This is a genomic window from Paracoccus marcusii, assembly GCF_028621715.1.
Classification (GTDB): Bacteria; Pseudomonadota; Alphaproteobacteria; order Rhodobacterales; family Rhodobacteraceae; genus Paracoccus; species Paracoccus marcusii.
Genome location: NZ_CP117466.1, coordinates 16,150 through 42,327, shown reverse-complemented (window position 1 = coordinate 42,327; position 26,178 = coordinate 16,150). Strand labels below are relative to the sequence as shown.

The 26,178-nt window shown below is 67.7% G+C and carries 23 protein-coding genes; 15 read left to right on the top strand and 8 right to left on the bottom strand.

The annotated features are described in order from the left end of the window. Positions 1 to 47: 47 nt before the first annotated feature. From PRL19_RS00195 to PRL19_RS00155, 9 genes are all read left to right on the top strand, one after another. A complete protein-coding gene (locus PRL19_RS00195; RefSeq protein ID WP_273743525.1) occupies positions 48 to 1,100 on the top strand; it encodes a sugar phosphate isomerase/epimerase family protein in 1,053 nt (350 codons plus the stop codon). Then, the gene (locus PRL19_RS00190; RefSeq protein ID WP_273743524.1) at positions 1,097 to 2,203 is read left to right on the top strand and encodes a Gfo/Idh/MocA family protein; all 1,107 of its coding nucleotides are present in this window, start codon (positions 1,097 to 1,099) and stop codon (positions 2,201 to 2,203) included. The genes PRL19_RS00195 and PRL19_RS00190 overlap by 4 nt, the downstream gene beginning before the upstream one ends. Beyond that, the gene (locus PRL19_RS00185) at positions 2,200 to 3,717 is read left to right on the top strand and encodes a sugar ABC transporter ATP-binding protein (protein WP_273743523.1); all 1,518 of its coding nucleotides are present in this window, start codon (positions 2,200 to 2,202) and stop codon (positions 3,715 to 3,717) included. The genes PRL19_RS00190 and PRL19_RS00185 overlap by 4 nt, the downstream gene beginning before the upstream one ends. Then, the gene (locus PRL19_RS00180; RefSeq protein ID WP_148912060.1) at positions 3,714 to 4,709 is read left to right on the top strand and encodes an ABC transporter permease; all 996 of its coding nucleotides are present in this window, start codon (positions 3,714 to 3,716) and stop codon (positions 4,707 to 4,709) included. The genes PRL19_RS00185 and PRL19_RS00180 overlap by 4 nt, the downstream gene beginning before the upstream one ends. 27 nt (positions 4,710 to 4,736) lie before the next feature. Then, positions 4,737 to 5,672 (top strand): ABC transporter substrate-binding protein, encoded by a 936-nt coding sequence (locus PRL19_RS00175; RefSeq protein WP_194885783.1) that lies wholly within the window; start codon positions 4,737 to 4,739, stop codon positions 5,670 to 5,672. A gap of 134 nt (positions 5,673 to 5,806) precedes the next feature. Further along, complete coding sequence (locus tag PRL19_RS00170; RefSeq protein ID WP_273743522.1) at positions 5,807 to 6,709, top strand: hydroxypyruvate isomerase family protein; 903 nt, start codon at positions 5,807 to 5,809, stop codon at positions 6,707 to 6,709. Between the two features lie 33 nt (positions 6,710 to 6,742). Next, positions 6,743 to 8,431: a GMC oxidoreductase gene (locus PRL19_RS00165; RefSeq protein WP_273743521.1), complete on the top strand. Its 1,689-nt coding sequence runs from the start codon at positions 6,743 to 6,745 to the stop codon at positions 8,429 to 8,431. Next, positions 8,431 to 9,075 carry a gluconate 2-dehydrogenase subunit 3 family protein gene (locus PRL19_RS00160; protein WP_045998789.1) on the top strand — a complete coding sequence of 215 codons (645 nt, stop codon included), beginning with the start codon at positions 8,431 to 8,433 and terminating at the stop codon, positions 9,073 to 9,075. The genes PRL19_RS00165 and PRL19_RS00160 overlap by 1 nt, the downstream gene beginning before the upstream one ends. 56 nt (positions 9,076 to 9,131) lie before the next feature. Then, complete coding sequence (locus PRL19_RS00155; protein ID WP_273743520.1) at positions 9,132 to 9,890, top strand: 3-keto-disaccharide hydrolase; 759 nt, start codon at positions 9,132 to 9,134, stop codon at positions 9,888 to 9,890. A 115-nt stretch (positions 9,891 to 10,005) separates the two neighbouring features. Here the strand turns inward: PRL19_RS00155 and PRL19_RS00150 are convergent, their stop codons facing one another. Continuing rightward, the gene (locus tag PRL19_RS00150; protein ID WP_273743519.1) at positions 10,006 to 10,857 is read right to left on the bottom strand and encodes a sugar phosphate isomerase/epimerase family protein; all 852 of its coding nucleotides are present in this window, start codon (positions 10,855 to 10,857) and stop codon (positions 10,006 to 10,008) included. A gap of 187 nt (positions 10,858 to 11,044) precedes the next feature. On the opposite strand from PRL19_RS00150, the gene PRL19_RS00145 reads away from it, so the two are divergent. Continuing rightward, positions 11,045 to 12,529, top strand: a complete 1,485-nt coding sequence (locus PRL19_RS00145; protein ID WP_127898899.1) for an inorganic phosphate transporter — start codon at positions 11,045 to 11,047, stop codon at positions 12,527 to 12,529. Here the strand turns inward: PRL19_RS00145 and PRL19_RS00140 are convergent. The 6 genes from PRL19_RS00140 to PRL19_RS00115 form a co-directional block, all read right to left on the bottom strand. Further along, the gene (locus PRL19_RS00140) at positions 12,526 to 13,350 is read right to left on the bottom strand and encodes an alpha/beta fold hydrolase (protein ID WP_273743518.1); all 825 of its coding nucleotides are present in this window, start codon (positions 13,348 to 13,350) and stop codon (positions 12,526 to 12,528) included. The genes PRL19_RS00145 and PRL19_RS00140 overlap by 4 nt on opposite strands. A gap of 27 nt (positions 13,351 to 13,377) precedes the next feature. Next, complete coding sequence (locus PRL19_RS00135) at positions 13,378 to 14,166, bottom strand: enoyl-ACP reductase FabI (RefSeq protein WP_273743517.1); 789 nt, start codon at positions 14,164 to 14,166, stop codon at positions 13,378 to 13,380. Positions 14,167 to 14,182: 16 nt separating this feature from the next. Further along, entirely contained in the window at positions 14,183 to 15,412 is a 1,230-nt protein-coding gene (gene fabB / locus PRL19_RS00130) for a beta-ketoacyl-ACP synthase I (protein WP_273743516.1), read from the bottom strand. 24 nt (positions 15,413 to 15,436) lie between these two features. Beyond that, positions 15,437 to 15,946 carry a bifunctional 3-hydroxydecanoyl-ACP dehydratase/trans-2-decenoyl-ACP isomerase gene (fabA, locus tag PRL19_RS00125; protein ID WP_045983185.1) on the bottom strand — a complete coding sequence of 170 codons (510 nt, stop codon included), beginning with the start codon at positions 15,944 to 15,946 and terminating at the stop codon, positions 15,437 to 15,439. 108 nt (positions 15,947 to 16,054) lie between these two features. Beyond that, positions 16,055 to 16,921 carry a glycosyltransferase family 2 protein gene (locus PRL19_RS00120; RefSeq protein ID WP_420704431.1) on the bottom strand — a complete coding sequence of 289 codons (867 nt, stop codon included), beginning with the start codon at positions 16,919 to 16,921 and terminating at the stop codon, positions 16,055 to 16,057. A gap of 8 nt (positions 16,922 to 16,929) precedes the next feature. Further along, the gene (locus PRL19_RS00115; protein ID WP_273743514.1) at positions 16,930 to 17,658 is read right to left on the bottom strand and encodes a hypothetical protein; all 729 of its coding nucleotides are present in this window, start codon (positions 17,656 to 17,658) and stop codon (positions 16,930 to 16,932) included. A gap of 157 nt (positions 17,659 to 17,815) precedes the next feature. Here PRL19_RS00115 and infC point away from each other — a divergent pair, with 157 nt between their 5' ends. From infC to PRL19_RS00090, 5 genes are all read left to right on the top strand, one after another. Further along, a complete protein-coding gene (gene infC / locus PRL19_RS00110; RefSeq protein ID WP_425277555.1) occupies positions 17,816 to 18,397 on the top strand; it encodes a translation initiation factor IF-3 in 582 nt (193 codons plus the stop codon). A 74-nt stretch (positions 18,398 to 18,471) separates the two neighbouring features. Beyond that, positions 18,472 to 18,951: a dUTP diphosphatase gene (gene dut, locus PRL19_RS00105; RefSeq protein ID WP_246071262.1), complete on the top strand. Its 480-nt coding sequence runs from the start codon at positions 18,472 to 18,474 to the stop codon at positions 18,949 to 18,951. Between the two features lie 20 nt (positions 18,952 to 18,971). Further along, positions 18,972 to 20,000 carry a HesA/MoeB/ThiF family protein gene (locus PRL19_RS00100; RefSeq protein ID WP_273744527.1) on the top strand — a complete coding sequence of 343 codons (1,029 nt, stop codon included), beginning with the start codon at positions 18,972 to 18,974 and terminating at the stop codon, positions 19,998 to 20,000. Positions 20,001 to 20,027: 27 nt separating this feature from the next. Next, positions 20,028 to 22,052: a M3 family metallopeptidase gene (locus PRL19_RS00095; RefSeq protein WP_273743513.1), complete on the top strand. Its 2,025-nt coding sequence runs from the start codon at positions 20,028 to 20,030 to the stop codon at positions 22,050 to 22,052. 31 nt (positions 22,053 to 22,083) lie between these two features. Then, entirely contained in the window at positions 22,084 to 22,455 is a 372-nt protein-coding gene (locus PRL19_RS00090; protein ID WP_273743512.1) for a hypothetical protein, read from the top strand. A 121-nt stretch (positions 22,456 to 22,576) separates the two neighbouring features. Here the strand turns inward: PRL19_RS00090 and PRL19_RS00085 are convergent, their stop codons facing one another. Then, positions 22,577 to 26,011 (bottom strand): pyruvate carboxylase, encoded by a 3,435-nt coding sequence (locus tag PRL19_RS00085; RefSeq protein ID WP_273743511.1) that lies wholly within the window; start codon positions 26,009 to 26,011, stop codon positions 22,577 to 22,579. Between the last annotated feature and the right edge of the window lie 167 nt (positions 26,012 to 26,178).

Below are 26,178 nucleotides of genomic sequence, written 5' to 3'. Positions count from 1 at the left end.
CGGAATCGGGCAAGGGGAACTTCGGAGGGGAAGTTCCGGGAGGATGTATGAAGACGATCAAGGGCCCCGGCCTTTTCCTGGCCCAATTCGTGGGCCCGCAGGCACCGTTCGACAGCTTTGGCGCGATCACGGCATGGGCTGCCGATTGCGGCTATCTGGGCGTGCAGGTGCCGTCGGGGGCGGAGGCACTGATCGACCTGGATCTGGCCGCGATCTCGACCACGTATTGCGACGATCTGAAGGGGCAGGCCAACGGTTTGGCCGTCACCGAACTGTCGGCCCATATCCAGGGTCAGCTGGTCGCCGTCCATCCGGCCTTTGACGAGGCGTTCGACGGGTTCGCGCCGGCCACGCTGCGGGGCAATCCGACGGCCCGTCAGGCGTGGGCGGTGGACCAGATGCGCAAGACCATCGATGCGTCGGCCAACCTTGGCCTTGACCGGATGGCGGCGTTCTCGGGCGCGCTGGCCTGGCCGTACTTCTATCCTTGGCCGCAGCGCCCCGCGGGCCTGGTCGAGGCGGCATTCGACGAACTGGCCGCCCGCTGGCGTCCGATCCTGGACCATGCCGACAGCCGCGGTGTCGACATCTGCTTCGAGATCCATCCCGGAGAAGACCTGCACGACGGCGTCACCTTCGAGATGTTCCTGGACCGTCTGGACCAGCATCCGCGGGCCAAGATGCTGTATGATCCGTCGCACTACCTGCTGCAGCAGCTTGATTACCTTGAGAACCTGGACATCTATGCCGACCGGATCGGCATGGTCCATGTCAAGGACGCCGAATTCAACCCGACTGGTCGGCAGGGCGTTTATGGTGGATTTCAGCCCTGGGCGCAGCGCGCCGGCCGTTTCCGCAGCCTGGGCGACGGTCAGGTCGATTTCGGCGCGATCTTTTCCAAGCTGGCGGTGATGGGGTTCGACGGCTGGGCCGTGGTCGAATGGGAATGCGCCATCAAGCACCCCGAGGACGGCGCCCGCGAAGGGGCGGCCTTCGTGCGCGACCACATCATCCGCGTGACCGACCGCGCTTTTGACGATTTCGCCGATGGGGGTGCCGACATGGAAGCCAACCGCCGCATGCTGGGGCTGTCCCGATGAACCGCCCGATCCGTCTGGGCATGGTCGGGGGCGGCGAGGGGGCGATGATCGGCAACGTCCATCGCATCGCCGCGCGGCTGGATGGCCGGTTCGACCTGATCGCCGGCGCGCTGTCCTCGGACGAGACGCGCGCGGCCGAGAGTGCGCGTGCCTTGGGCATCACCCGCAGCTATGGCGATTTCCGCCAGATGGCACGTGACGAGGCTGCCCGTCCCGACGGGATCGAGGCCGTGTCGGTCTGCACCCCGAACCACCTGCATGAACCCGTGTCGCGCGCCTTTCTGGAACAGGGCATCCATGTCATCTGCGACAAGCCGATGACCGCGACGCTGGATCAGGCGCAGGCCTTGGCCGACGTGGCCGGGCGGTCCGATGCGCTGTTCATCCTGACGCACAACTATTCCGCCTATCCCCAGATCCGGCAGGCCCGGGCAATGATCGCGCGCGGCGATCTGGGCACGCTGCGGCTGGTCCAGGTCGAATACGCCCAGGATTGGCTGACCCAGGACACGGACAGCAAGCAGGCCGCATGGCGCGGCGACCCGGAACGCGCGGGCGCCGGCGGCGCGATCGGCGACATCGGCACGCATGCGTTCCAGTTGGCGCGGTTCGTTACTGGCGAATTGCCCGACCGGCTGGCCGCGGACCTGACCAGCTTCGTCCCCGGCCGCAGGCTGGACGACAACGCGCACATCCTGCTGCGCTATGCGTCGGGGGCCAAGGGGATGCTGTGGGCCTCGCAGGTGGCGCCGGGAACGGAGAACGGCCTGCGGCTGCGGGTCTATGGCGACAAGGGCGGCCTGGAATGGCAGCACGACACGCCCGAGACGCTGAGATACACCCCCTTCGGCAAGCCGGCGCAGATCCTGCGCCGCGCCGGGCCGGGCAGCACCCAGGACGGCAGCCGCGTGCCCCCCGGCCATCCGGAAGGATACTTGGAGGGGTTCGCGAACCTTTATGCCGAGGCCGCGCAGGCGATCCGCAGCGGCACCATGCCCGACACCCTTCCCGGCATCCGCGACGGGCTGGAGGGGTTGCAGTTCATCGACGCCTGCATCCGGTCGAACGCGGCGGATGTGGCCTGGGTCCAGGTGACGCCATGACCGATCCCATCCTGGCGCTGAACGGCGTCACCAAGTCCTTTGGTCCCATCGAGATCCTGCACGGTGTCGATTTCGCCCTGCATCCCGGAGAGGTCCACGCCCTGATCGGCGAGAACGGCGCAGGCAAGTCCACGACGATGAAGATCCTGGCCGGATACCTGGACCCCACGGGCGGGCAGGTGACGTGGCAGGGCAAGCCCATCACCTTTGCCGGGTCGGACGAGGCCGAGGATCTGGGCATCATCATGATCCATCAGGAGTTCAACCTGGCCGAACACCTGTCGGTCGATCAGAACGTCTTTCTGGGCCGCGAACTGCGGCGCGGGCTGCTGCTGGATCACAAGGCGATGCGGGCGCAGACGGCCGATCTGTTGGGCCAGCTGCAGTGCCGGGTCGATCCGGGCACGCCGGTCAACCGCATCTCGGTCCCCGACAAGCAGATGGTCGAGATCGCCAAGGCCCTGTCGCGCAAGGCGCGCGTCTTGATCATGGACGAACCGACCGCCGTGCTGACCGAACGCGAGACCGAGGTGCTGTTCGCCCAGATCGACCGCCTGCGGGCGGAAGGGGTGGCGATCCTGTACACCTCGCACAAGCTGGGCGAGGTCAAGCGCATCGCCGACCGCGTGACCGTCCTGCGCGACGGCACGATGGTGCGGTCGGACCTGACCGCCGACGTCACCGAAGACGACATGGCCACCGCGATGGTCGGGCGCGAGCTGTCGGACCTGTTCCCGCCCAAGGCCGCCCACGGGGCCGAGCCGATCCTGGAGGCGCAGGGCGTCAGCGTCCCCGGTGTGGTCCATGACGCGTCCCTGGTGCTGCACCGGGGCGAGGTGCTGGGCATCGGCGGCCTGGTCGGATCGGGGCGCACCGAACTGGCCGAGGCCATCGCGGGCCTGCGCCCGCGCAGCGGCACCGTGCGCCTGAAGGGGCAGGACCTGCCCGCCAACCACGTCTCGCAGGCGATGCGGGCCGGGCTGGTCTATCTGACCGAGGACCGCAAGGGCGCGGGTCTGTTGCTGGACAAGACGCTTCGTGAGAACCTGACCCTGGGCCAGCTGGACCAGTTCGGCAGCCCCCTGATCGACCGCAAGCGCGAGGAGGCCGCGCTGGACACAGCCATCGGCGACTTCGCCATCCGTGCGCCCGAACGCGGCATGGCGGTGGGCGATCTGTCGGGCGGCAACCAGCAGAAGCTGCTGTTGGCCAAGACCCTGCTGTCGGACCCCCAGGTGGTCATCATCGACGAACCCACCCGCGGCATCGACATCGGCACCAAGCAGCAGATCTATACCCTGATCGCACGGTTGGCCGCCGAAGGCCGCAGCATCATCGTCATCTCCTCGGAAATGCCCGAACTGATCGGTCTGGCCAGCCGCGTGGTCGTCATGCACGCTGGTCGCATCGTGGGCGAACTGGCCGACGCGGCCGTGACCGAGGGCAATATCGTGCGTCTGGCCATGGGGATGGACCATTCCCAGGGCGGACATGAAAAGGACAGCGCCGCATGAGTATGGCAACCACCGCCCCGACCCGGCGTCCCAGGGTCAATCTGGCCGTCGTCGCGCCCATCGTGGCGCTGATCGTGCTGGTCCTGATCGGCATGGCGCTGAACCCGAACTTCCTCAGCTTTGCCAACATCACGAACGTCCTGGCGCGGTCGGCCTTCATCGGCATCATCGCCATCGGCATGACCTTCGTCATCACCGCGGGCGGGCTGGACCTGTCCGTCGGGTCGATGGCGGCCTTTGTCGCCGGGCTGATGATCCTGGTGATGAACATGCTGACCGAAAGCATGGGCGGCGGGCTGCCCGTCATCCTGATCGGCATTGCGCTGGCGCTGTTCACGGGACTGGCCGCGGGCTTCATCAACGGCATCCTGATCACCCGCGCCGGCATCGAGGCGTTCATTCTGACCTTGGGCACGATGGGCATCTATCGCAGCCTCGTGACCTGGCTGGCCGACGGCGGCACGCTGTCCTTGGGCTATGAGATGCGCGAGCTGTACCGCCCCGTCTACTACGAGGGCATCTTGGGGATCAGCTGGCCCATCATCGTCTTTGCCGTGCTGGCGATCCTGGGAGAGATCACCATGCGCCACACCGCCTTCGGTCGCCACTGCGCCGCCATCGGTTCGAACGAGAAGGTCGCGCGCTATTCCTCGGTCGCGGTGCTGCGGGTGCGGTTGATGACCTATGTCCTGCTGGGCACGCTGGTCGGCATCGCGGTCGTGATGTACGTGCCGCGCCTTGGATCGGCATCCGCCACCACGGGCCTGCTGTGGGAACTGGAGGCGATCGCCGCAGTGATCATCGGCGGCACCCTGCTGAAGGGCGGCTTCGGCCGGGTATGGGGCACGGTCGTGGGGGTCCTGATCCTGTCGCTGATCGGCAACCTGCTGAACCTGACTGACTTCGTCAGCCCCTATCTGAACGGTGCCATCCAGGGCGTCGTCATCATCCTTGCCGTCGTGCTGCAGCGAAACACCGGCGCCGCACGCTGATTTTCACCTGTGGGAGGAGTAAACACCATGAGAAAGACCCTGATTGCCACGACCGCCCTGATGGGCCTGACCGCTGTCCCGGCGCTGTCGGAAACCATCGGCATCTCGATCCCGGCGGCGACGCATGGCTGGGCGGGGGCGCTGAACTTTCACGCCGAACGCACCGTCGCGCGGCTGTCCGAGGCGAACCCCGATCTGGAATTCGTGCTGACCACGACCTCCGATCCCGGGCAGCAGGTGTCGGACCTTGAGGACATGGTGGCCACCCGCGGCATCGACGCACTGGTCGTCCTGCCCTTCGAATCCGAGCCCCTGACCGGCCCGATCCAGCGCATCGCCGACAGCGGCGTCTGGGTCACCGTCGTCGACCGCGGCCTGGCCCAGGAGGGCATCGAGAACCTGTATGTCGCAGGCGACAACGACAGCTTCGGCCGCACCGCAGGCCAGTATTTCGCCGATACCCTGGACGAGGGCGCCAAGGTCGTCGTGATGCGCGGCATCGCCTCCACCGTCGACAACGAGCGAGTGGCGGGTTTCGAGGCTGCGCTGGAAGGGTCGGGCATCGAGGTGCTGGCCATGGATCACGGCAATTGGAACCGCGACACGGCCTTCAACCTAATGCAGGATTGGCTGTCGCGCTTCCCCGAGATCGATGCGGTCTGGGCGGCGGATGACGACATGGCCGTGGGCGCGCTGGCGGCCATCGACCAAGCCGGCCGCACCGAGGAGATGTTCGTCGTCGGCGGCGCCGGGATGAAGGAGATGGTCCAGCGCATCCAGGACGGCGATCCGACGGTTCCGGTGAACGTGACCTATCCGCCGGCGATGATCTCGACCGCGATCGAGATGACCGCTTTGGGTCTGACCTCCGGTGCGCCCATGTCGGGCGAATTCATCATCGCCTCCGAGCTGATCACCCCGGAGAACGCCGAGAGCTTCTATTTCGAAGACAGCCCGTACTGACGACGACGCGGCGCGGGATGTGACCCGCGCCGCATTCCGACCCCGGAGGAGGGGGTCGTTCCGCCCCGAAATGTAAACGGTTTCATATTTCGCCCGAGGGCGTGACCGGGGCCTGCATCAAAGGGAGGATAACCATGACCGATCTGTCGGAACGCGCGACCATGACCCGGCGCGGACTGTTTCACGGCGCCAGCGGCCTTGCGGCGCTTGGGGCGGGGCTGGGGGCGGTGCCCCTGATGGCCCAGGATGCGCAGCCTGCGGGGCTGCAGGGCAACATCAACCATTCCGTGGCGCGCTGGACCTTTGGCGACCTGCCGCTGGCCGACCTGTGCCAGCTGGCCCGCCAGACCGGCCTGGGCGCGATCGACCTGTGCGGTCCGGACGACTGGCCGGTGCTGGCCGAACACGGGCTGGCCAGTTCGATGTGCAACGGCGCCGAGATCAGCTTGGAGGATGGCTGGGCGGACCCCGCCAACCACGACGAACTGACCGAACGTTATCTGCGTCACATCCCGCTGGTCGCGGAGGCGGGGCATGTGAACCTGATCTGCTTCAGCGGCAACCGCAGGGGCATGTCCGACGAAGACGGCCTGCGCCATTGCGCCGAGGGCCTGTCGCGCATCCTGCCTGCCGCCCGCGACGCCGGGGTCGTGCTGCAGATGGAGCTGCTGAACAGCCGCGTCAATCATCCCGATTACATGTGCGACCGCAGCGCATGGGGCGTGGCGCTGTGCGAACGGCTGCAAAGCCCGCAGTTCAAGTTGCTCTATGACATCTACCACATGCAGATCATGGAGGGCGACGTGATCCGCACCATCATGCGCGACCATCGCTGGTTCGGGCATTACCACACCGCCGGCAATCCCGGCCGCAACGACCCTGACGACAGTCAGGAACTGAACTATCCCGCGATCTGCAGGGCGATCCGGGACACGGGCTATCAGGGTTGGGTGGCGCAGGAATTCATCCCGCGCGACCCCGCCCCGCAGGCCGCCGCCGCATCGCTGCGCGACGCGGTGCTGACCTGCGACGTCTGAACGCCTCAAGCAATTTCTAGAAAGGAACGCCAGATGGCAGACAACATGCATTACGACGCAATCGTCGTCGGATCGGGCATCAGCGGCGGGTGGGCCGCCAAGGAGCTGACGGAGAAGGGCCTGAAGGTCCTGATGCTGGAGCGCGGCCGCAACATCGAGCATCTGACCGACTATGTGAACGCCGACAAGGAGGCCTGGGACTATCCCCACCGCGGCACCGCGACCATGGAGATGAAGGACAACTATCCCGTCCTGTCGCGCGACTATCCCCTGAACGAGCAGACCTTCGGCATGTGGGCCAACGAGCAGGAGAATCCCTATGTCGAGGCCAAGCGCTTTGACTGGTTCCGGGGCTATCACGTCGGTGGGCGCAGCCTGATGTGGGGTCGCCAGTCCTATCGCTTCTCGGACACCGACTTCACCGCCAACGAACGCGAGGGGATCGCGACCGACTGGCCGATCCGCTATGCCGACATCGCGCCGTGGTACGATCATGCCGAACGCTTTGCCGGCATCTCGGGGACGAACGAGGGGCTGGACATCCTGCCCGACGGGCAGTTCCTGCCGCCCATCCCGCTGAACATCGTCGAAAAGGACGTGGCCGCACGCCTGCGCAACGCCTTTGGCGGCAAGCGGTACCTGATCAACAGCCGCGTGGCCAACATCACCGAGGCACTGCCCGACCAGAACCGCGTCGCCTGTCAGTATCGCAACAAGTGCTGGCTGGGCTGCCCCTATGGCGCCTATTTCAGCACCCAGTCCGCGACGCTGCCCGCCGCGATGGCCACGGGCAACCTGACGCTGCGACCGTTCTCGATCGTCAAGGAGGTTCTGTATGATAAGGACCGCAAGCGCGCGACCGGGGTCGAGATCATCGATGCCGAGACGAACATGACCTATGAGTACACCGCCGACGTGGTGTTCCTGAACGCCTCCAGCTTCAATTCGACCTGGGTGCTGATGAACTCGGCCACCGATGTCTGGGAAGGCGGTCTGGGGTCGTCGTCGGGCGAGCTGGGCCACAACGTCATGGACCACCATTTCCGCGTCGGCGCCGAGGGCCGGGTCGAGGGGTTCGACGACAAGTACTACTTCGGGCGCCGTCCGGCGGGCTTCTACATCCCGCGTTTCCGCAATATCGACGGCGAGGAGCGGCCCTATACCCGCGGTTTCGGCTATCAGGGATCGGCCAGCCGCCAGGGATGGCAGCGCGACATCGCCGAACTGAACATCGGTGCGGACCTGAAGCAGGCCCTGTCGACGCCGGGCAACTGGACCATCGGCATGACCGGCTTTGGCGAGATGCTGCCCTATCACGACAACGCCATCTCGCTTGACCGGGGCACGACGGACAAGTGGGGCCTGCCGGTCCTGTCCGTCAGCGTCGACCTGCGCGAGAACGAGATGCGCATGCGCGAGGACATGAAGCAGGACGCCGTCGACATCCTGGAGGCCGCCGGCGTCAAGGACGTCAAGCCAGTCGACCGCGACTATGCCCCCGGCATGGGCATCCACGAGATGGGCACGGCACGCATGGGCCGCGATCCGAAGACCTCGGTCCTGAACGGCGACAACCAGGTCTGGGATGCGCCGAACGTCTATGTGACGGACGGGGCCTGCATGACCTCGGCCAGCTGCGTGAACCCGTCGCTGACCTACATGGCGCTGACCGCGCGTGCGGCGGATCACGCCGTCAAAGCCCTCAAGAACGGAGATCTGTGATGAACCGTCGCGACCTTTTGACGATGATCGCCGCCGTCACCGGGACGGCCATGCTGGGTGCGGGCCGGGTGATGGCCTATGTCCCGACCGAGACCGGAGAGAACCTCTTCACCCCCGAGGATGCGGCCTTTCTGGACGAGGTGGCCGAGACGATCATTCCCGCCACTGACACGCCGGGCGCCAAGGACGCGGGCGTCGGCGCCTTCATGACCCAGTTCGTCAGCGACTGCTATGACGCCGAGGAGCAGGCGGCGTTCCGCGACAGCATCGACACGCTGAAATCCGAGGCCCAGGCACAATTCGGCAAGCCGTTCGAGGACCTGACCGCCGAGGAGCGCCAGCAGATGCTGCAGGAGGCCATGGTCGCCGCCAGCGCCCAGGCTGCCGTCGTGGCCCAAGCCAAGGAGGAGATGCGCATCCAGGCCCGCGACCAGCAGCAGTCGGCCGACACCGCGGCCACCGCGCAGGCCCAGACCGAGGCGGACCTGCCGGCGCTGCACTGGTTCACGCCGATCCAGCAGCTGACGCTGTTCGGATTCTTCACCTCCGAAGTCGGTGCGACGCAGGTGCTGCGCTATGAGCCGGTGCCGGGCGAGTACATCGGCGATCTGGAATACGACGGCGGCCCGGCCTGGGCCACGTGATCCCGCCAACGGCCCCGGCATGTCCGGGGCCGCATTCTTTCGCAAAGGACATTGCCATGAAACTGATGACATCGATGGCCGCGCTGCTGGCGTTGGCCGCCCCCACCTTGGCCCAGGACGCCCCCGAGCCGACCCGCGAGGAACGCCAGGCCCAGTCCCGCGTGACCGAGATCGCGGGCCCCGAGCCGCGGCTGGTCCAGACCCCCGCTGGCGAGCCGCCGTCGGACGCGGTCGTGCTGTTCGACGGGACGAACCTGGACGGGTGGGAATCCGTGAACGGCGGCGCCGCCGAGTGGGTCGTCGAGGACGGCGCGATGCGCGTCGCGCGCGGATCGGGCGACATCCGCACCACGGAAAGCTTCTGCGACGTGCAGCTGCATGTCGAATGGCGCTCTCCGCCGAACAACGAAGGGCATGACAGCCAGGACCGCGGCAACAGCGGCATCTTCCTGCAGAGCCGCTATGAGGTGCAGGTTCTGGACAGCTTCGAGAACCCGACCTATGCGAACGGGCAGGCGGGGTCGATCTACAAGCAGCACCTGCCGCTGGTGAACGCCTCGCGCGCACCGGAAGAATGGCAGACCTACGACATCATCTTCCAGGCGCCGATCTTTTCGGACGAAGGCGCGCTGCGCCGTCCGGCCCATATCACCGTCCTGCACAACGGCGTTGTGGTGCAGAACCACGCCCAGATCCAGGGTGTGACCGAATGGATCGGCTATCCGGCCTACGAGGCGCATGACTGCGCGCCGATCCAGCTGCAGGACCATGACGCGGATGTCAGCTTCCGCAACATCTGGGTCCGCCCGATGTGATCCGGCCGGGTCCGCCCCCCGCGGCGGGCCCCGGCATCGCCACCCGGCATCGCGACACGGAAAAAGGGGCCGCGACGATGTCGCGGCCCCAGTCAACCTGTCCGGCAGGGAGGGTTCAGCGCGTGGCGCTGTCCGGCAGGTTTTCCGTCAGGAAGGTGGCACCGGTCATCACGACCTCGGCGGCGTCCAAGGGCTGGTCATGCTCGATGATGTACCACTGCGCGCCGGCCTCCTCGGCGGCTGGCAGGATCGCAGCCCAGTCCAGCGTGCCTTCGCCAAGCGCCTTGAAGCCCCGCTCGTCCTCGGCCTCGCCCTCGGGGGCGTTGTCCTTGGCGTGGATCGCAAAGACGCGGTCGTCGAAACGGCCCAGATACTCGACCGGGTCCAACCCGCCGCGCGCGACCCATGCCAGGTCCAGCTCGGCCATGACGTCCTCGCCCGCGGCCTCCATCATGATCTCCAGCGCGGTGCGGCCGTCGAACTCGACCATCTCGAAATCGTGGTTGTGATAGGCCAGCGTCATGTCCGCCGCCTGCAGCGTCTCGCTGAGCGCGGCCAGCTCCTCGCCCAGGGCGGTCCAGCCGGCGGCATCTGCAGGGCGGTCCTCCTCGACCAGATAGGGGACGGTGATGACGTCGTTGCCGATCGCCTTGTTGAAATCGATCACCGCCTGCGCGTCGGCGCGCAGATCGGCCAGCTGGGCATGGGTCGAGATCGCCTCGATCCCGTATTCCTGCAGTTTGGCCGACAGGTCCTCGGCGGTGCTGTCCTGCATGCCGACGGTCTCCACCGCGGTCACGCCCGCCGCCTGGACGGCGGCCAGCTGTTCATCCAGCGTGCCGTGGTCGCGCAGCGTATACATCTGGACCGCGATGGGCAGGTCGGACGTGGCCGCATCCTGGGCCATCGCCATCGGTGCCACCAGCGTGGCCAGTCCACCGATCAGGGCGGTTCTTGCAAATGTCATGATCTTCTCCTCTGGTCCCCGCTCCTCCGGGGGTTGTCCACAGATGTAATGGATTTCATTCCGTCTGAAAAGGATTACATTCACACAGGCCCGGCTTTTTGCTGCTCGGATCGGCACCCTACCGCCGCAATGCTTGCGCTGAGCGCCGTTTCGCCCTAGGCCCCCGCTGCGCCAACCAGAGGACATCATGGCCCAAAACGACCTGGAAGCCCGACATCTCGATACGCTGGACCGCGACCTGGGGCGGTTCTCGGCGCTGGAAAACGCTACCGCCTATGTCGCGCGCCCGCTGGTCGCGCCGGGCGTCGCGCTGGCCTTCGTGCTGCTGGCCGGGCTGGGGGCGATGGTCGCCTTCGGACAGACCGACAACACGCTGATCGTCGTGGTCGCGGCGATCTTCGGCGCCTACATGGCGCTGAACATCGGCGCCAACGACGTCGCGAACAACATGGGCCCGGCGGTCGGCGCGAATGCGCTGACCATGGGGGGCGCCATCGCCATCGCCGCCGTGTTCGAGACCGCGGGCGCCCTGATCGCGGGCGGCGACGTGGTCAGCACCATCTCTCGCGGGATCATCGATCCGCAGACGATCGGGACCGACGGCATCTTCGTCTGGGCGATGATGGCGGCGCTGCTGTCATCTGCGCTGTGGGTGAACCTGGCGACCTGGATCGGCGCGCCGGTCTCCACCACCCATTCCATCGTCGGCGGCGTGATGGGCGCGGGCATCGCCGCGGCCGGGTTCGGCGCGGTCAACTGGCCCACGATGGCGACCATCGCGGCCAGCTGGGTGATCTCTCCGGTGCTGGGCGGGCTGATCGCCGCGGCCTTCCTGTGGTTCATCAAGGCGCGCATCATCTATCGCGACGACAAGATCGCGGCCGCGCGCGTCTGGGTGCCGGTCCTGATCGGCATCATGGCGGGCGCGTTCGCGGCCTACCTGGCGCTGAAGGGTCTCAGCCGGATCGTCGACGTGACCTTTTCCGGGGCGCTGATGATCGGCGCGGTGCTGGGCCTGGTCTGCTGGGTCGTCATGATCCCGGTTATCCGCCGCCAGTCGCGCGGGCTGGAGAACCGCAACAAGTCGCTCAAGGTGCTGTTCGGCATCCCGCTGGTCGTGTCGGCCGCGCTGCTGTCCTTTGCGCATGGTGCCAATGACGTGGCCAATGCCGTCGGGCCGCTGGCCGCCATCGTGCAGGCCCTGGGATCGGGCGGCACGGCCGAGGCCGTGGCGATCCCGCTTTGGGTGATGCTGATCGGGGCGTTCGGCCTGTCCTTTGGCCTGTTCCTGTTCGGACCCAAGCTGATCCGCATGGTCGGCAGCCAGATCACCAAGCTGAACCCCATGCGTGCCTATTGCGTGTCGCTGTCGGCGGCGCTGACGGTGATCCTGGCCAGCTGGCTGGGTCTGCCGGTCAGTTCGACCCACATCGCGGTCGGTGCGATCTTCGGGGTGGGCTTCTTTCGCGAATGGGACGCGGCCCGCCGCGCCCGCGCCGTGCAGGGGCAGGCCCCCGAACGCCCCCGCACCGCCCCCGAGGAGCGTCGCCGCCGCAAGCTAGTGCGCCGGTCGCATGTGCTGACCATCGGCGCGGCCTGGGTCGTCACGGTTCCGGCGGCGGCGGCCCTGTCGGGGGCGCTGTTCTGGGCGCTGCGGGCGATCGGCGGCTAGGCGCCGCATGCCGCCAGCCAGCGCCGGATCGCGTCCAGGGCAGGGGCCTCGTCCAGCCAGGGGATATGGGCGCGGCCGGGCACCTCGGCCAGGATCAGGTCCGGGCGCATGTCCTTCATGCGCGCAGCCACCGCAGGCGACAGAAGGTCCGAATTCGCCCCCCGGATCAGTGCGACCGGCAAGCCGGCCGTCGCCCGCCACAACGGCCAGAGATCGACCGGATCGCCCTGGAACGCGGCCAGGAACGCCTCTCGCAGGGCGGGGTCATAGGTGATGCGCAACCCCTCCGGCGTTTCGCGGTAATGGCGGCGCACTTCCTCCAGCCAGCGTCCCGGCGGCACGTCGGCAAAGCCCGGCATCAGCCCGGGCAGGCGCGCCGCCAGTTCGGAATGGCTGGCAGCCGCCGGATTGCGTCCGACATAGTCGAAGATCCGGTCCAGCCCGGCACGCGCGATCTCGGGGCCGACATCGTTCAGGCACAGGCCTGACAGGCGGTCATGCGCGGTCGCGGCCAGCACCATGCCGACCAGCCCGCCGCGCGACGTGCCCAGCACCGCGGCACGGTCGATCCCCAAATGATCCAGCAGGTCGATCGCATCGCGCGCCTCGCGCGGGACGGTATAGGTTTCGGCCCCGGTCCATTCCGACGCGCCGCGGCCGCGGTAATCCATGCGGATCAGGCGCACTCCGGTCAGGTGCGGCGCGACATAGTCGAAATCGGACATGCTGCGGGTCAGGCCCGCCAGGCACAGGACGGGCAGGCCGGTCCCCTGGTCGGAAAAAGCGATGCGCGCCCCGTCACCCGCCGCGAAAACCGCCATGCCGCCGCCCCCCTGTCGTGATTGCCGCTACAGGTTCTCGCTCTGCGGCATGCCCAGCACGTGATAGCCGCCATCGACCATCACGATCTCTCCGGTGGTGCAGGCACCCCAGTCGGACAGCAGCCAGACCGCGGTGCCGCCGATGGATTCCAGCGTGGCGTTGGCGCGCAAGGGCGCATTGGCCTCGGTATGCCGGAAGGTCTTGCGCGCGCCGCCGATGGCCGCGCCTGCCAGCGTCTTCATCGGGCCGGGGCTGATCGCGTTGACGCGGATGCCGTCCGGGCCAAGGTCGTTGGCCAGGTACCGCACGCTGCTTTCCAGCGCGGCCTTGGCGACGCCCATGACGTTGTAGAACGGCGTCACGCGGTTCGACCCGCCATAGGTCAGGGTGATGATCGACCCGCCCTCGGACATCAGCGGATGGGCGCGGCGCGCGACCTCGATCAGCGAGTAGCAGCTGATCTCCAGGCTGTGCTTGAAGTTGGCGCGGCTGGTGTTCATGAACCGGCCGGTCAGCTCGTCCTTGTTGGAGAAGGCGACGGCGTGGATCACGAAGTCGATCGACCCCCACCGGTCGGCCAGCGTGGCGAAGGCCGCGTCCAGCGACGCGTCGTTCGTCACGTCCACATCGACCAGCAGGTCCGACCCGACGGAGGCCGCCAGCGGTTCGACCCGCTTGCCGAACGCCTCGCCCTGATAGCTGAACGCCAGCTCTGCCCCCTGGTCGGCCAGCGCGCGCGCGATGCCCCAGGCAATGGACCGCTCGTTGGCGACCCCCATCACAAGCCCGCGCTTGCCCTTCAGAAGATCGCCCATGCGTTGGTCCTTTGCCTCAGTCCTGATAGCGCGACATCAGCAGGGTGGCATTCGTGCCGCCAAAGCCGAAGCTGTTCGACAGGACCGAATCCAACCCGGCGTTGTCCACGCGGCTGGTCGCAATCTCGCCCGATTGAATCTCGGGGTCCAGCGTCGTGACGTTCGCCGAGGCCGCGATGAAGTCATTCTGCAACATCAGCAGGCTATAGATTGCCTCGTGAACGCCGGTCGCGCCCAGGGAATGCCCGGTCAGCGACTTGGTCGAGCTGACCGGCGGGGTCGACCCCTCGCCGAAGATGCGGCGGATGGCCTTGATCTCGCCCAGATCGCCCACGGGCGTCGAGGTGCCGTGCGCATTGATGTAGCTGACCTTGCGGTCCTCGGGCAGGGTGGACATGGCCACGCGCATCGCACGCTCGCCGCCCTCGCCGGAGGGGGCGACCATGTCGTATCCGTCGCTGGTCGCGCCGTAACCCGTGACCTCGGCATAGATCTTGGCGCCGCGCGCCAGGGCGTGGGACAGCTCCTCCAGCACGACGACGCCGCCGCCGCCCGCGATCACGAACCCGTCGCGCGTCGCGTCATAGGGGCGCGACGCGGTCTCGGGCGTGTCGTTGTATTTCGACGACATCGCGCCCATCGCGTCGAACAGGCACGACAGCGTCCAGTCCAGCTCCTCGCCGCCGCCGGCGAAGACGATGTCCTGCTTGCCCATCTGGATCTGCTCGACCCCGTTGCCGATGCAATGCGCCGACGTCGCGCAGGCCGAGGTGATGGAGTAGTTCACGCCCTTGATCTTGAAGGGCGTGGCAAGGCAGGCCGAATTGGTGGAGGACATGCAGCGCGTGACCATGAAGGGGCCCATGCGCTTGGGGCTGCCCTTCTCGATCACCGTCTGATGCGCCAGAAAGAAGTTCGACGTGGACGGCCCGCCCGATCCCATGATCAGGCCGGTGCGCTCGTTCGAGACGTCGCCTTCCTCCAGGCCGCTGTCCTTGATGGCCTGTTCCATGGCCAGGAAGTTGTAGGCGGCACCCGGACCCATGAAGCGCAGGTTGCGCTTGTCGATATGGTCGTCCAGCACGATCTGCGGCATGCCGTGGACCTGGCTGCGAAAGCCGTGCTCGGCATATTCGGGGGCGAAGACGATGCCTGACTTGCCCGCGCGCAGGCTGTCAGTGACCTCGTCGGCATTGTTGCCGATGGGGGATACGATACCAAGCCCGGTGATGACGACACGACGCATGGGGGCCTCCTTGAATGGGTGGGGTCAGCTGGCCGACAGGGCCACTTTCATGTCCTTGACCTGATAGATCAGCTCTCCGTCCGCCTCGACCCGGCCATCGGCCACGCCCATGGTCAGGCGACGGGTCTGGACGGCCTTGGTGAAATCGACGGTATAGCGCAGCATCTTGCGGTCGGGCCGCACCATGCCGGTCAGCTTGACCTCTCCGACGCCCAGGGCGTAACCGCGCCCCTGCCAGCCGCGCCAGCCCAGGTTGAAGCCGGTCAGCTGCCACAGCCCGTCCAGGCCCAGGCAGCCGGGCATGATCGGGTTGCCGGGAAAGTGGCAGCCGAAGAACCACAGGTCGGGCGTGATGTCGAATTCGGCGACGATATGGCCCTTGCCATGCGCGCCGCCGTCCTCGGACACGTCGGTGATGCGGTCCATCATCAGCATGGGCGGTTCGGGCAGCTGGGCATTTCCGGGGCCGAACAGTTCTCCGCGCGCGCAGGCAAGCAGGTCGTCGCGGTCGAAGCTGGTCTGGGTCAATGCCATCCGGGTCATGCCTTCATCTGTGCAGCCCCTGCGGGCCGGTCGGTTTTTCAGGTTGCCGCAGGGTCTATCATCCGGGGCAAGACCCGCGCAAGGGCAAGCCGCAGCCGTCTAGAACCACTGTCCCGGCTCCATCAGGCCCAGGTCCATCAGCTGCTGGCTGGTCCAGTCAAAGCGCTGCGAATTGCGCCAGGTCATGTCGCGGACCTGTTCGCGCGATCCGGGATTGCGTACCAGCGCCTTGGCGACCCGAAAGGATGCCACAGCGGCCGTCAGGTTGTGGTGCCAGGGACAGGAATAGGTGTTGTACTCCTCGATCGAGAAGCGGTGGTCGGCGGTCACCGTCAGGCCGGGGGCGGCGCGGAACAGCGCGATGCGGTCGATGCGGCGACGGTCTGCCGGCAGGAACTCCTCATAGCGCCAGCGCAGGCCGCCGTGAAAGTCCAGCTGGCGTTCGCGGATCTGGCCGTCCGCGCCGCGACGGCCCAGGGCATAGTATCCCGTCCGGTCGAAGAGCGCCCCGTCAAGATCGACCGCATCGGGGCAGGCCCGCAGATCGCCCGCATAAAGATCGATCACATAGGACAGCATCGCGGCGCGCCGTTCCTCGGTGTGAAAGGCCAGCATCTCTCCGACGCTTCGGGTCTCGCAGAAGGGATAGAACAGGAACTCGGCGTTGAAGCCGTAGTAAAGCCAGGTGCCGGTCGGCACGGCGCGGATCACCGCGTTCACCGCCTGGACATGGGCCGCGGGCCTGCGCGGGTCGTAGCGAAGCTGCGTCACCTGCGCGGCCATCGCGTCGGGCAGATCCTGCGGCTGGTCCGACATCAGCAGGATGTGGCGAAAGCCCCGGTCCAGATGATGGCGCAGCGTCGCCGCGACGGCGGTGTCGTCCTCGACCAGGATCACGGCAAGCGGTCCGCGGGCCAGGACGGCGGGCCGCCCGGCCAGGAACGGCGCCATGTCCCGGATCGGCAGGACCGTCATCAGCGCATGACCGCCTTGACCTGCTCCAGCGCGGCGGCCAGCAGGGCGGGGTCGCCCTCTGCCTGCGACACCAGCTGCTTGAGCGTCTGCTTCTGCGTGTCGGGGATGGCCGCGCCGTCGATGATGCTGTCGACCTGGGCGCGGTCGAAGCCCTCGGGGGTCAGCAGCGCCTCGATCCGGGCGGCGACGGTGGCGGCATCGGCCGTCTCGGCGGCGGCCTCTGCCGCGTCCTGCGCAGCGCTGGCGGCCTCCTGCGCGGCCGCGTCGGCGGTCAGGTCGGTGACGCCCGCGGTGGCGCCCGCGGCGGCGGCCGCGGCCCGGTCGGCGGCGTCCAGCGCGGCCTCGGCCGCGGCTTCGGCGGCGTCCGCCGCGTCGCTGGCGGGGGCGCCGCCGGTGTCGTTCGATGCGGCGACGGCCTCGGCCGCGGCATCGGCGGCGATGGCGGCGGCGTCTGCGGCCGCATCGGCTGCGGCATTGGCCGCATCCTGGCTGTCCGTCGCCTCTGTCGCGGGGGCCTCGTCCGCGGTTTCCGCGGCGGTCTGTGCGGCGTCGGCGGCATCGTCGGCCAGGCGCGCGGCGTCGCCTGCGACGGTGTCGGGGGCCGCGGTCTGAACCTCGGGGGCCTGGGCCATTTCAACGGGTTCGTCGGTGCGGCCTTGCATCAGGTATGACGCGCCCCCCGCGGCCAGAACCAGAATCACGACGATGGGCAACAGTTTCGGCATCATGGACCCCTGATGTTCACGGCATTTGCACACTCTATGACACAGCCCCCCGCGCCGGAAAAGCGCCGCACCCCCCGATTGCCCCCGGATCGGGTCGCCGCAGGGCCGAATTGCGCCCCGTCCTGATCAATTCCGGTTGAATAATGACGCGGTTGCCCTTATTTTCCTGTCACTTCGCATTGGCCATAAAAGGAGCAACGCCATAGCCCGCCGCCCGCATAACGCACCGCCCCAACGTGACACCGGTCCCCGCACCAACGAACGCATCCGCGTGTCCGAAATCCGCCTGATCGGTCCCGAAGGGGAAAACATCGGCGTCGTGCCGCCGTCGGTCGGCATGCAGATGGCACAGGATGCCGGGCTGGATCTGGTCGAGATTTCGCCGAACGCGGCCCCCCCGGTCTGCAAGGTCATGGACCTCGGCAAGTACAAGTACGAGATGCAGAAACGCGAGGCCGAGGCCCGCAAGAAGCAGAAGGTCATCGAGGTCAAGGAGATCAAGTTCCGTCCGGGAACCGATACCCACGATTATGATGTCAAGATGCGCAGCGTGCTGAAGTTCCTGGAAGGCGGCGACAAGGTCAAGGTGACCCTGCGCTTCCGCGGCCGCGAGATGGCCCACCAGGACCTTGGCCTGGAACTGCTGCACCGCGTCCGCGACGACGTCGGAGAGGCTGGCAAGGTCGAGACCATGCCCAAGCTGGAAGGTCGCCAGATGGTGATGATGATCGCTCCGCGCTGATCCATCCCGACTGCGACATGCTGAGAGGCCGTGCGGCATTGCCGCGCGGCCTTTTGCGTTGCATGGATAGGGGCATGACCCACCAGCCCGTCCTGCGCGTGATGCGCCTTCCCGATGCCGACCCCGCCCTTCCGCTGCCGTCCTATCAGACGGCGGGGGCGGCGGGGGCCGACCTGTGCGCCAACCTGGCCCCCGCGGACCGGGTGCAGGGGGTGACCCTGCCGCCGATGGGCCGCGCGCTGATCCCCACCGGGCTGGCCTTGGCCATCCCGCAGGGGTGGGAGGTCCAGGTCCGCCCCCGGTCCGGGCTGGCGCTCAAGCACGGCCTGACCCTGCCCAACAGCCCCGGCACCATCGACTGCGACTATCGCGGCCCCCTGGGGGTGATCGTGCTGAACCTGGGCGATGCGCCGTTCACCATCCGCCACGGCGACCGGATCGCCCAGATGGTCGTGGCCCCCGCGCCGCAGGCCCGGTTCGAACTGGTCGACGCGCTGGACGACACCGTGCGCGGGCAGGGTGGGTTCGGTTCCACCGGGGGGGCGGGGCTGTGACCGGCGTCTTCCTGATCGTGATGCTGCTGATTTTGGGCCGGGTGCTGCATCTGCCACGCCAGGTGGTGCTGCTGATGGTGGGGATCCTGTGGGTCTGCATGCTGTCGCTGCAGGTGATCGCGCCGGGCAGCGGTGCCGCCGCCGCCCTTGGCGGCAGTGCGGCGGGCTGGCTGGTTCTGGGCGCGGTGGTGATGCTGGTCATCGGCTATCGCCGGCTGCTGGCGCGACTGCGCGTTCAGGCCACGCCCGCGCCCGCCCCCGTGACCCGCGATGCCGGGCTGTCGGACGCAGAGCTGGACCGCTATGCCCGCCATCTGGTCCTGCACCAGATCGGCGGTGCGGGTCAGATGCGGCTGAAGGGCGCACGGGTGCTGGTCGTCGGGGCAGGGGGGCTGGGCTCGCCCGTCTGCCTGTACCTGGCTGCAGCCGGGGTGGGGCGGATCACGCTGGCGGATGACGACACGGTCAGCCTGTCCAACCTGCAGCGCCAGGTGATCTTTCGCGACGATCTGCGCGGCGAACCCAAGGCTTATGCCGCGGCCGAGGCGATGCTGCGGCTGAACCCGCATCTGGACGTGACGCCGCTGATCCGCCGCATCACCGAAGGCGACAGCGACCTGATCGCGGGACATGATCTGGTCATCGACGGCACCGACAGTTTCGCGGGCCGCGCCGCGATCAACCGGGCCTGCGGGGCGGCGGGCGTGCCCCTGCTGTCGGGCGCCATCGGCCAGTGGGAGGGGCAGGTGACCTTGTTCGACCCGGCCCGCGGCGGGCCCTGCATGGCCTGCCTGTTCCCCGTGGCCCCCGAACGCGACGCCCCCTGCGCCGAGGCGGGCGTGGTCGGCGCGCTGCCCGGCGTGATCGGCAGCCTGATGGCGCTGGAGGCGATCAAGCACCTGACCGGCGCGGGCCAGGGCCTGCGCGGTAGGATGATGCTGTTCGATGGGCTCTATGGCGAAACCCGGACGATCGCCTGCGCGCAGGACCCGGCCTGTCCGGTCTGCGGGGCGCAATCGGCGCTGGAACCCGGCGCGGCGCAACCCTAGGCTGCCTGTCGACGACAGGAGGTCTTGATGAACCCGCAACTGACCCGCTGGACCGGCCCCGAAGGCCTGCCGCGTTTCGACCTGATCCACGACACGGATTTCGCCCCCGCCTTCGATCAGGCGCTGGCCGCGGCCGAAGCCGCGAACGAGGCGATCGCCGCCAACCCCGACGCGCCCGATTTTGCCAACACCATCGCGGCGATGGAGACCGCGGATGAGGATCTGAACCGTGTCCTTTCGGTGTTCTACACCTTGGCCGGGGTCGATTCGAACGACGCGCGCCAGGCGCTGCAGCGTGATTTCGCCCCCAGGCTTGCCGAATACGGTAGCCGGATCAGCATGGATTCGCGTCTGTACGCCCGCGTGCGCGCCGTGGCGGCCGCCGCCGACGGCCTGTCGCCCGAGGATCGGCGCATCACAGAACTGGCGCTGCGCGACCTGACGCGGGCCGGGGCGGGCCTGGACGAGGCGGGCCGCGCCCGCATGGCCCAGATCCGCGCCCGGCTGGCCGTGCTGACCACCGAGTTCACCCAGAACGTGCTGACGGACGAACGCGACTTTGTGCTGTCCGTGGCCGACGATGCCCTTGCGGGTCTGCCCGACTGGCTGGTCCGTGCCATGCGGGCGGCGGCGCGCGAACGCGGCATGACGGGGCAGGTGGTGACGCTGAATCGATCGTTGATCGTGCCCTTCCTGGAACATGCCCAGGACCGCGCGCTGCGCGAGACGGCGTTCCGGGCCTGGACCGCACGGGGGTCGGGTTCGGGGGCAGGCGGCGCGGCGACCGACAACATGCCGCTGGTCTCCGAGATCCTGGCCCTGCGCCATGAGCGCGCGCAGCTGTTGGGCTATGCCGATTTCGCCGGCTACAAGCTGGAGACGCAGATGGCGGCGACGCCCGAGCGGGTGCGCGACCTGCTGTCCCAGGTCTGGACCGCGGCGCGCGCCCGCGCACTGTCCGATCAGCAGGTGCTGGCCCAAATGCTGCACGAGGACGGGGTCAACGGTCCGCTGGAGGCTTGGGACTGGCGCCTCTATGCCGAACGGCATCGCGCCCGCGCGCATGATTTTGACGCCGATGACGTGGCCCCCTATCTGACGTTGGACGCGATGCTGGGTGCTGTCTTCGACGTGGCGCATCGCCTGTTCGGCCTGGAGTTCCAGCCGCTGGAGGCGCCGCTCTGGGCGCCCGACGTGCGCGCCTGGCGGATCACCCGCGACGGCCAGCTGATGGCCGTCTTTGTAGGCGACTATTTCGCGCGGCCGTCCAAGCGGTCGGGGGCGTGGTGTTCGGCCCTGCAGATGCAGCACAAGATCGGTGACGGTCAGAGGCCGATCGTGGTCAACGTCTGCAACTTCACCCCGCCGGACCAGCCGGGTGGGCCGGCCTCCCTGTCCTGGGACGATGCGCGCACGCTGTTCCACGAATTCGGCCACGCGACGCATCACATCCTGTCGGACGTGACTTGGCCCTCGATCTCGGGGACCTCGGTTGCGCAGGATTTCGTGGAACTGCCCAGCCAGCTTTATGAACACTGGCTGGAGCAGCCCGCGGTGCTGGACGCCCATGCGCGCCACCATGAGACCGGTGATGTCCTGCCCGCCGATCTGCGCGACCGGATGCTGGCGGCGGGCAGGGCCGGGGCAGGGTTCTCGACCGTGGAATATCTGGAGAGCGCGCTGGTGGACTTGGCCTTTCACGAAGGTGCGCCGGCATCCGACCCGATGGCACGGCAGGCCGAGGTGCTGACGGGGCTGGAGGCGCCGGACGCCATCCCCATGCGTCATGCGACGCCGCATTTCGCGCATGTCTTTGCGGGCGACAGCTATGCGGCGGGCTATTACAGCTACATGTGGTCCGAGGTGATGGACGCGGATGCCTTTGCGGCCTTCGCCGAGACGGGCGACATCTTCGACCCCGCAACGGCGCGGCGGCTGGAAGAGACGATCCTGTCCAAGGGCGGGTCTGCCCCGGCGGATCAGCTGTGGATGGCCTTTCGGGGCCGCATGCCGGGCGTCGATGCCCTGCTGAAAGGGCGCGGGCTGGACTGAGGCCCGCGCGACAGGAAGAAGGAGAAGACCCATGACCCCCATCCTGCCCGCCGCCCTGATGGCGGCGCTGGCCCTCGCGGCCTGCAAGACCGAGACCGGCGGCGGCGCCGTGCCGCCCCCCGCGCAAGGCGGCGCGGCGCTGGTCGACGGGACCTATGATCTGCGGGCCGAGGCCTGCGGGGATCCGGCCTCGGAGACGCGGCTGACGCTGGCGGGGGAAAGCTGGCGGTTCTATGAGGCACGCTGCACGCGCGGCGCGGTGGGGACGGAAGGGGCGGTGACGCTGAGCTGTTCCAGCGAGGGCATGACGGACACGCGTGCCGTCAGCGCCACGATGGAGGGGGTGGCGCTGCGCCTGACGGATGCGGGCGGCACGCGCCTTTACCAGCGCTGCGACGGTTGAGGGTGTGACGGGCCGGGGCGGGGGTGCCGACCGATGGTCGGCGTGCTGCCGCCCGGGCCTGAGGCGCCGCTGACGCGGCGCGGTCGTGCGGGGCCGGGGCGGCGTCCCCCGGCCCTGCGGCTCATTCGATCTCGACCAGGAGGTCCTTGGCGTCGATCTGCTGGCCGGGGCCGACATGCAGCGCCTTGATGGTGCCGTCGCGGTCGGCGTGCAGGCCGGTCTCCATCTTCATCGCCTCGATCGTCAGCAGCAGATCGCCCTGCTTGACCTGAGCGCCCTGGGCGACGCCGACGGACGCCACGACGCCCGGCATCGGCGCGCCGACATGGCCGGGGTTCGCGGCATCGGCCTTGGGGCGCGCCGCCTGCGCGCCGGTGGCGGAGCGGTTCGGAACGCGGACCTGACGCGGTTGGCCGTTCAGTTCGAAGAAGACCTTCATCTGGCCGGTCTCGTCGGTCTCTCCCAGGGTCAGCAGGCGGACCTCCAGCGTCTTGCCGGGGTCGATCTCGACGCTGATCTCATCGCCCGGCTCCATGCCGTAGAAGAAGGTGCGGGTCGGCAGGGTGCGCACCGGGCCATAGGTCTCATGGCGCTGCATGTAGTCGGTGAAGACCTTGGGATACATCAGGTATCCGTTCAGATCCTCATCATCGATGGTCTTGCCGTCCAGCATCTCTGACAGCTTGGCACGCTCTGCCTCCAGGTCGACGGGTTCCAGATGGGCACCGGGGCGGTCTGTGATCGGGGTCTCTCCCTTGAGCACCTTGGCCTGGATCGCCCGCGGCCAGCCACCGGGGGGCTGGCCCAGATTGCCGCGCATCATGTCCACCACCGAATCGGGGAAGGACATGTCGCGGTCGGGGTTCATGACGTCCTCGGGGGTCAGGTTCTGGGACACCATCATCAACGCCATGTCGCCCACGACCTTGGACGACGGTGTGACCTTGACGATGTCGCCGAACATCCGGTTCACGTCGGCATAGGCCTGCGCCACCTCGTGCCAGCGATCCTCCAGGCCCATCGACCGCGCCTGCGATTTCAGGTTGGTGAACTGCCCGCCGGGCATCTCATGCAGATAGACCTCGGAGGCCGGGGACTGCAGGCCCGATTCGAACGCGGCATAGCTTTCGCGCACGCATTCCCAATAGTTGCTGATGGCGCGGACGGCGCCGATGTCTAGGCCGGTGTCGCGGTCGGTCTGGGCCAACGCCTCGACCACGGACCCCAGGGTCGGCTGGCTGGTGTTGCCCGACAGCGCGTCCATCGCGCAATCGACGGCATCGACGCCCGCATCCGCCGCGGCCAGGATCGTGGCGCCACCCATGCCGCTGGTGTCATGGGTGTGGAAATGGATCGGCAGGCCGACCTCCTCCTTCAGGGCCTTGATCAGGATGCGGGCGGCGGGCGGCTTCAGCAGGCCCGCCATGTCCTTCAGGCCCAGCACATGCGCGCCCGCGGCCTTCAACTCCTGCGCGGTTTTCACGTAATACTGCAGGTCGTATTTGGACCGGTCGGGGTCTAGCATGTTGCCGGTATAGCAGACCGTGCCTTCGCAGACCTTGCCGCTGTCGATCACCGCGTCCATCGCGACGCGCATGTTCTCGACCCAGTTCAGGCTGTCGAAGACGCGAAACACATCGACCCCGGTCTCGGCGGCCTGTTTCACGAAGAACTGCACCACGTTGTCGGGATAGTTGGTGTAACCCACGCCGTTCGACGCGCGCAGCAGCATCTGCGTCATCAGGTTGGGCATTTGCGCGCGGATGTCGCGCAGGCGCTGCCAGGGGCATTCCTGCAGGAAGCGATAGGCCACGTCGAAGGTCGCGCCCCCCCAGCATTCCACGCTGAACAGCTGCGGCAGGTTCGCGGCATAGCTGGGCGCCACGCGGATCATGTCGATCGACCGCATCCGGGTCGCCAGCAGCGACTGGTGCCCGTCGCGCATCGTGGTGTCGGTGATCAGCAGCTGGGTCTGGGCGGCCATCCAGTCGGCCACGGCCTGGGCGCCCTTGGTCTCCAGCAGCTGGCGGGTGCCGGGCGCAGGAGCGGCCTTGGGGGCAGGCGGGACCGGCGCACGGGCCTGGGCCGGGGGCAGGGCGCGGCCCGCGGTCTCGGGATGCCCGTTCACGCTGATGTCGGCCAGATAGGTCAGGATCTTGGTCGCGCGGTCCTGACGCTTCTTGAAGTCGAAAAGATCGTCGGTCGTGTCGATAAACTTGGTTGTATAGGTGTCGTCCAGGAAGGTCGGATGTTTCAGCAGGTTGATGACGAAGTCGATGTTGGTGCTGACGCCGCGCACCCGGAACTCGCGCAGCGCGCGGTCCATGCGGCGGATCGCCTGGTCGGGCGTCTGCGCCCAGGCCGTGACCTTGACCAGCAGCGAATCGTAATAGCGCGTGATGACGCCCCCCGAATAGGCCGTGCCGCCGTCCAGGCGGATGCCCATGCCGGTGGCCGACCGATAGGCGGTGATGCGGCCGTAATCGGGGATGAAGTTGTTCTGCGGGTCTTCCGTGGTCACCCGGCATTGCAGGGCATGGCCCGACAGGGTGATGTCGGACTGGCTGGCATGGCCGGTGGCATCGGCCAGCGTCTCGCCCTCGGCGATACGGATCTGGCTCTGCACGATGTCGATGCCGGTGACCTCCTCGGTCACGGTATGCTCGACCTGCACGCGGGGGTTCACCTCGATGAAGTAGAACTGCTGGCTGTCCATATCCATCAGGAACTCGACCGTGCCGGCGTTCTGATAGCCGACCGCCTGCCCGATCTTCAGCGCCAGGCCACAGACCTCAGCGCGCTGCGCCTCGGTCAGGTAGGGGGCGGGGGCGCGTTCGACGACCTTCTGGTTGCGGCGCTGCACGGTGCAATCGCGTTCATACAGGTGATAGAGGCCGCCATGCGTGTCGCCCAACAGCTGCACCTCGACATGGCGGGCGCGCAGGATCATCTTCTCCAGATAACCCTCGCCGTTGCCGAAGGCGGCCTCGGCCTCGCGGCGACCCTCGCGGACCTTCTCGACCAGCTCGGCCTCGCTGTTGATCGGGCGCATGCCGCGCCCGCCACCGCCCCAGGACGCCTTCAGCATCAGCGGATAGCCGACCTCCGCCGCCTCACGCTTGATGGCGTCGAAATCATCGCCCAGCACCTCGGTCGCGGGGATCACCGGCACGCCCGCCTCGATCGCCACGCGCCGCGCGCTGGCCTTGTCGCCAAGCGCGCGCATCGTGTCGGCGCGCGGACCGATGAAGGTGATGCCGGCCGCCGTGCAGGCATCGACGAAGTCGGGGTTCTCGGACAGCAGACCGTATCCCGGATGGATCGCGTCGGCGCCCGACAGCTTGGCCACGCGGATGATCTCGGGGATGGACAGATAGGCCGCGACCGGTCCCAGCCCCTCGCCGATGCGATAGGCCTCGTCCGCCTTGAAACGGTGCAGGCCCAGCTTGTCCTCCTCGGCATAGACGGCGACCGTCTTCTTGCCCAGCTCGTTGGCCGCGCGCATCACGCGAATGGCAATCTCGCCCCGGTTCGCCACCAAAATCTTCTTGAACATGCCAAGCCCCCTTCCTCGTTGCCAAGCATCCTATCCGTGCTGCGATGCAGCGCAAGTGTTAGCGATAACCAGAAGCCTCCGTCCCGCGATCTGCGACCAAAAGCTGATAGGCCACGCAGCAGATGTTACGGTGCCGCAGCGATGTTCCGCCTTCGTTCGCTGATGGA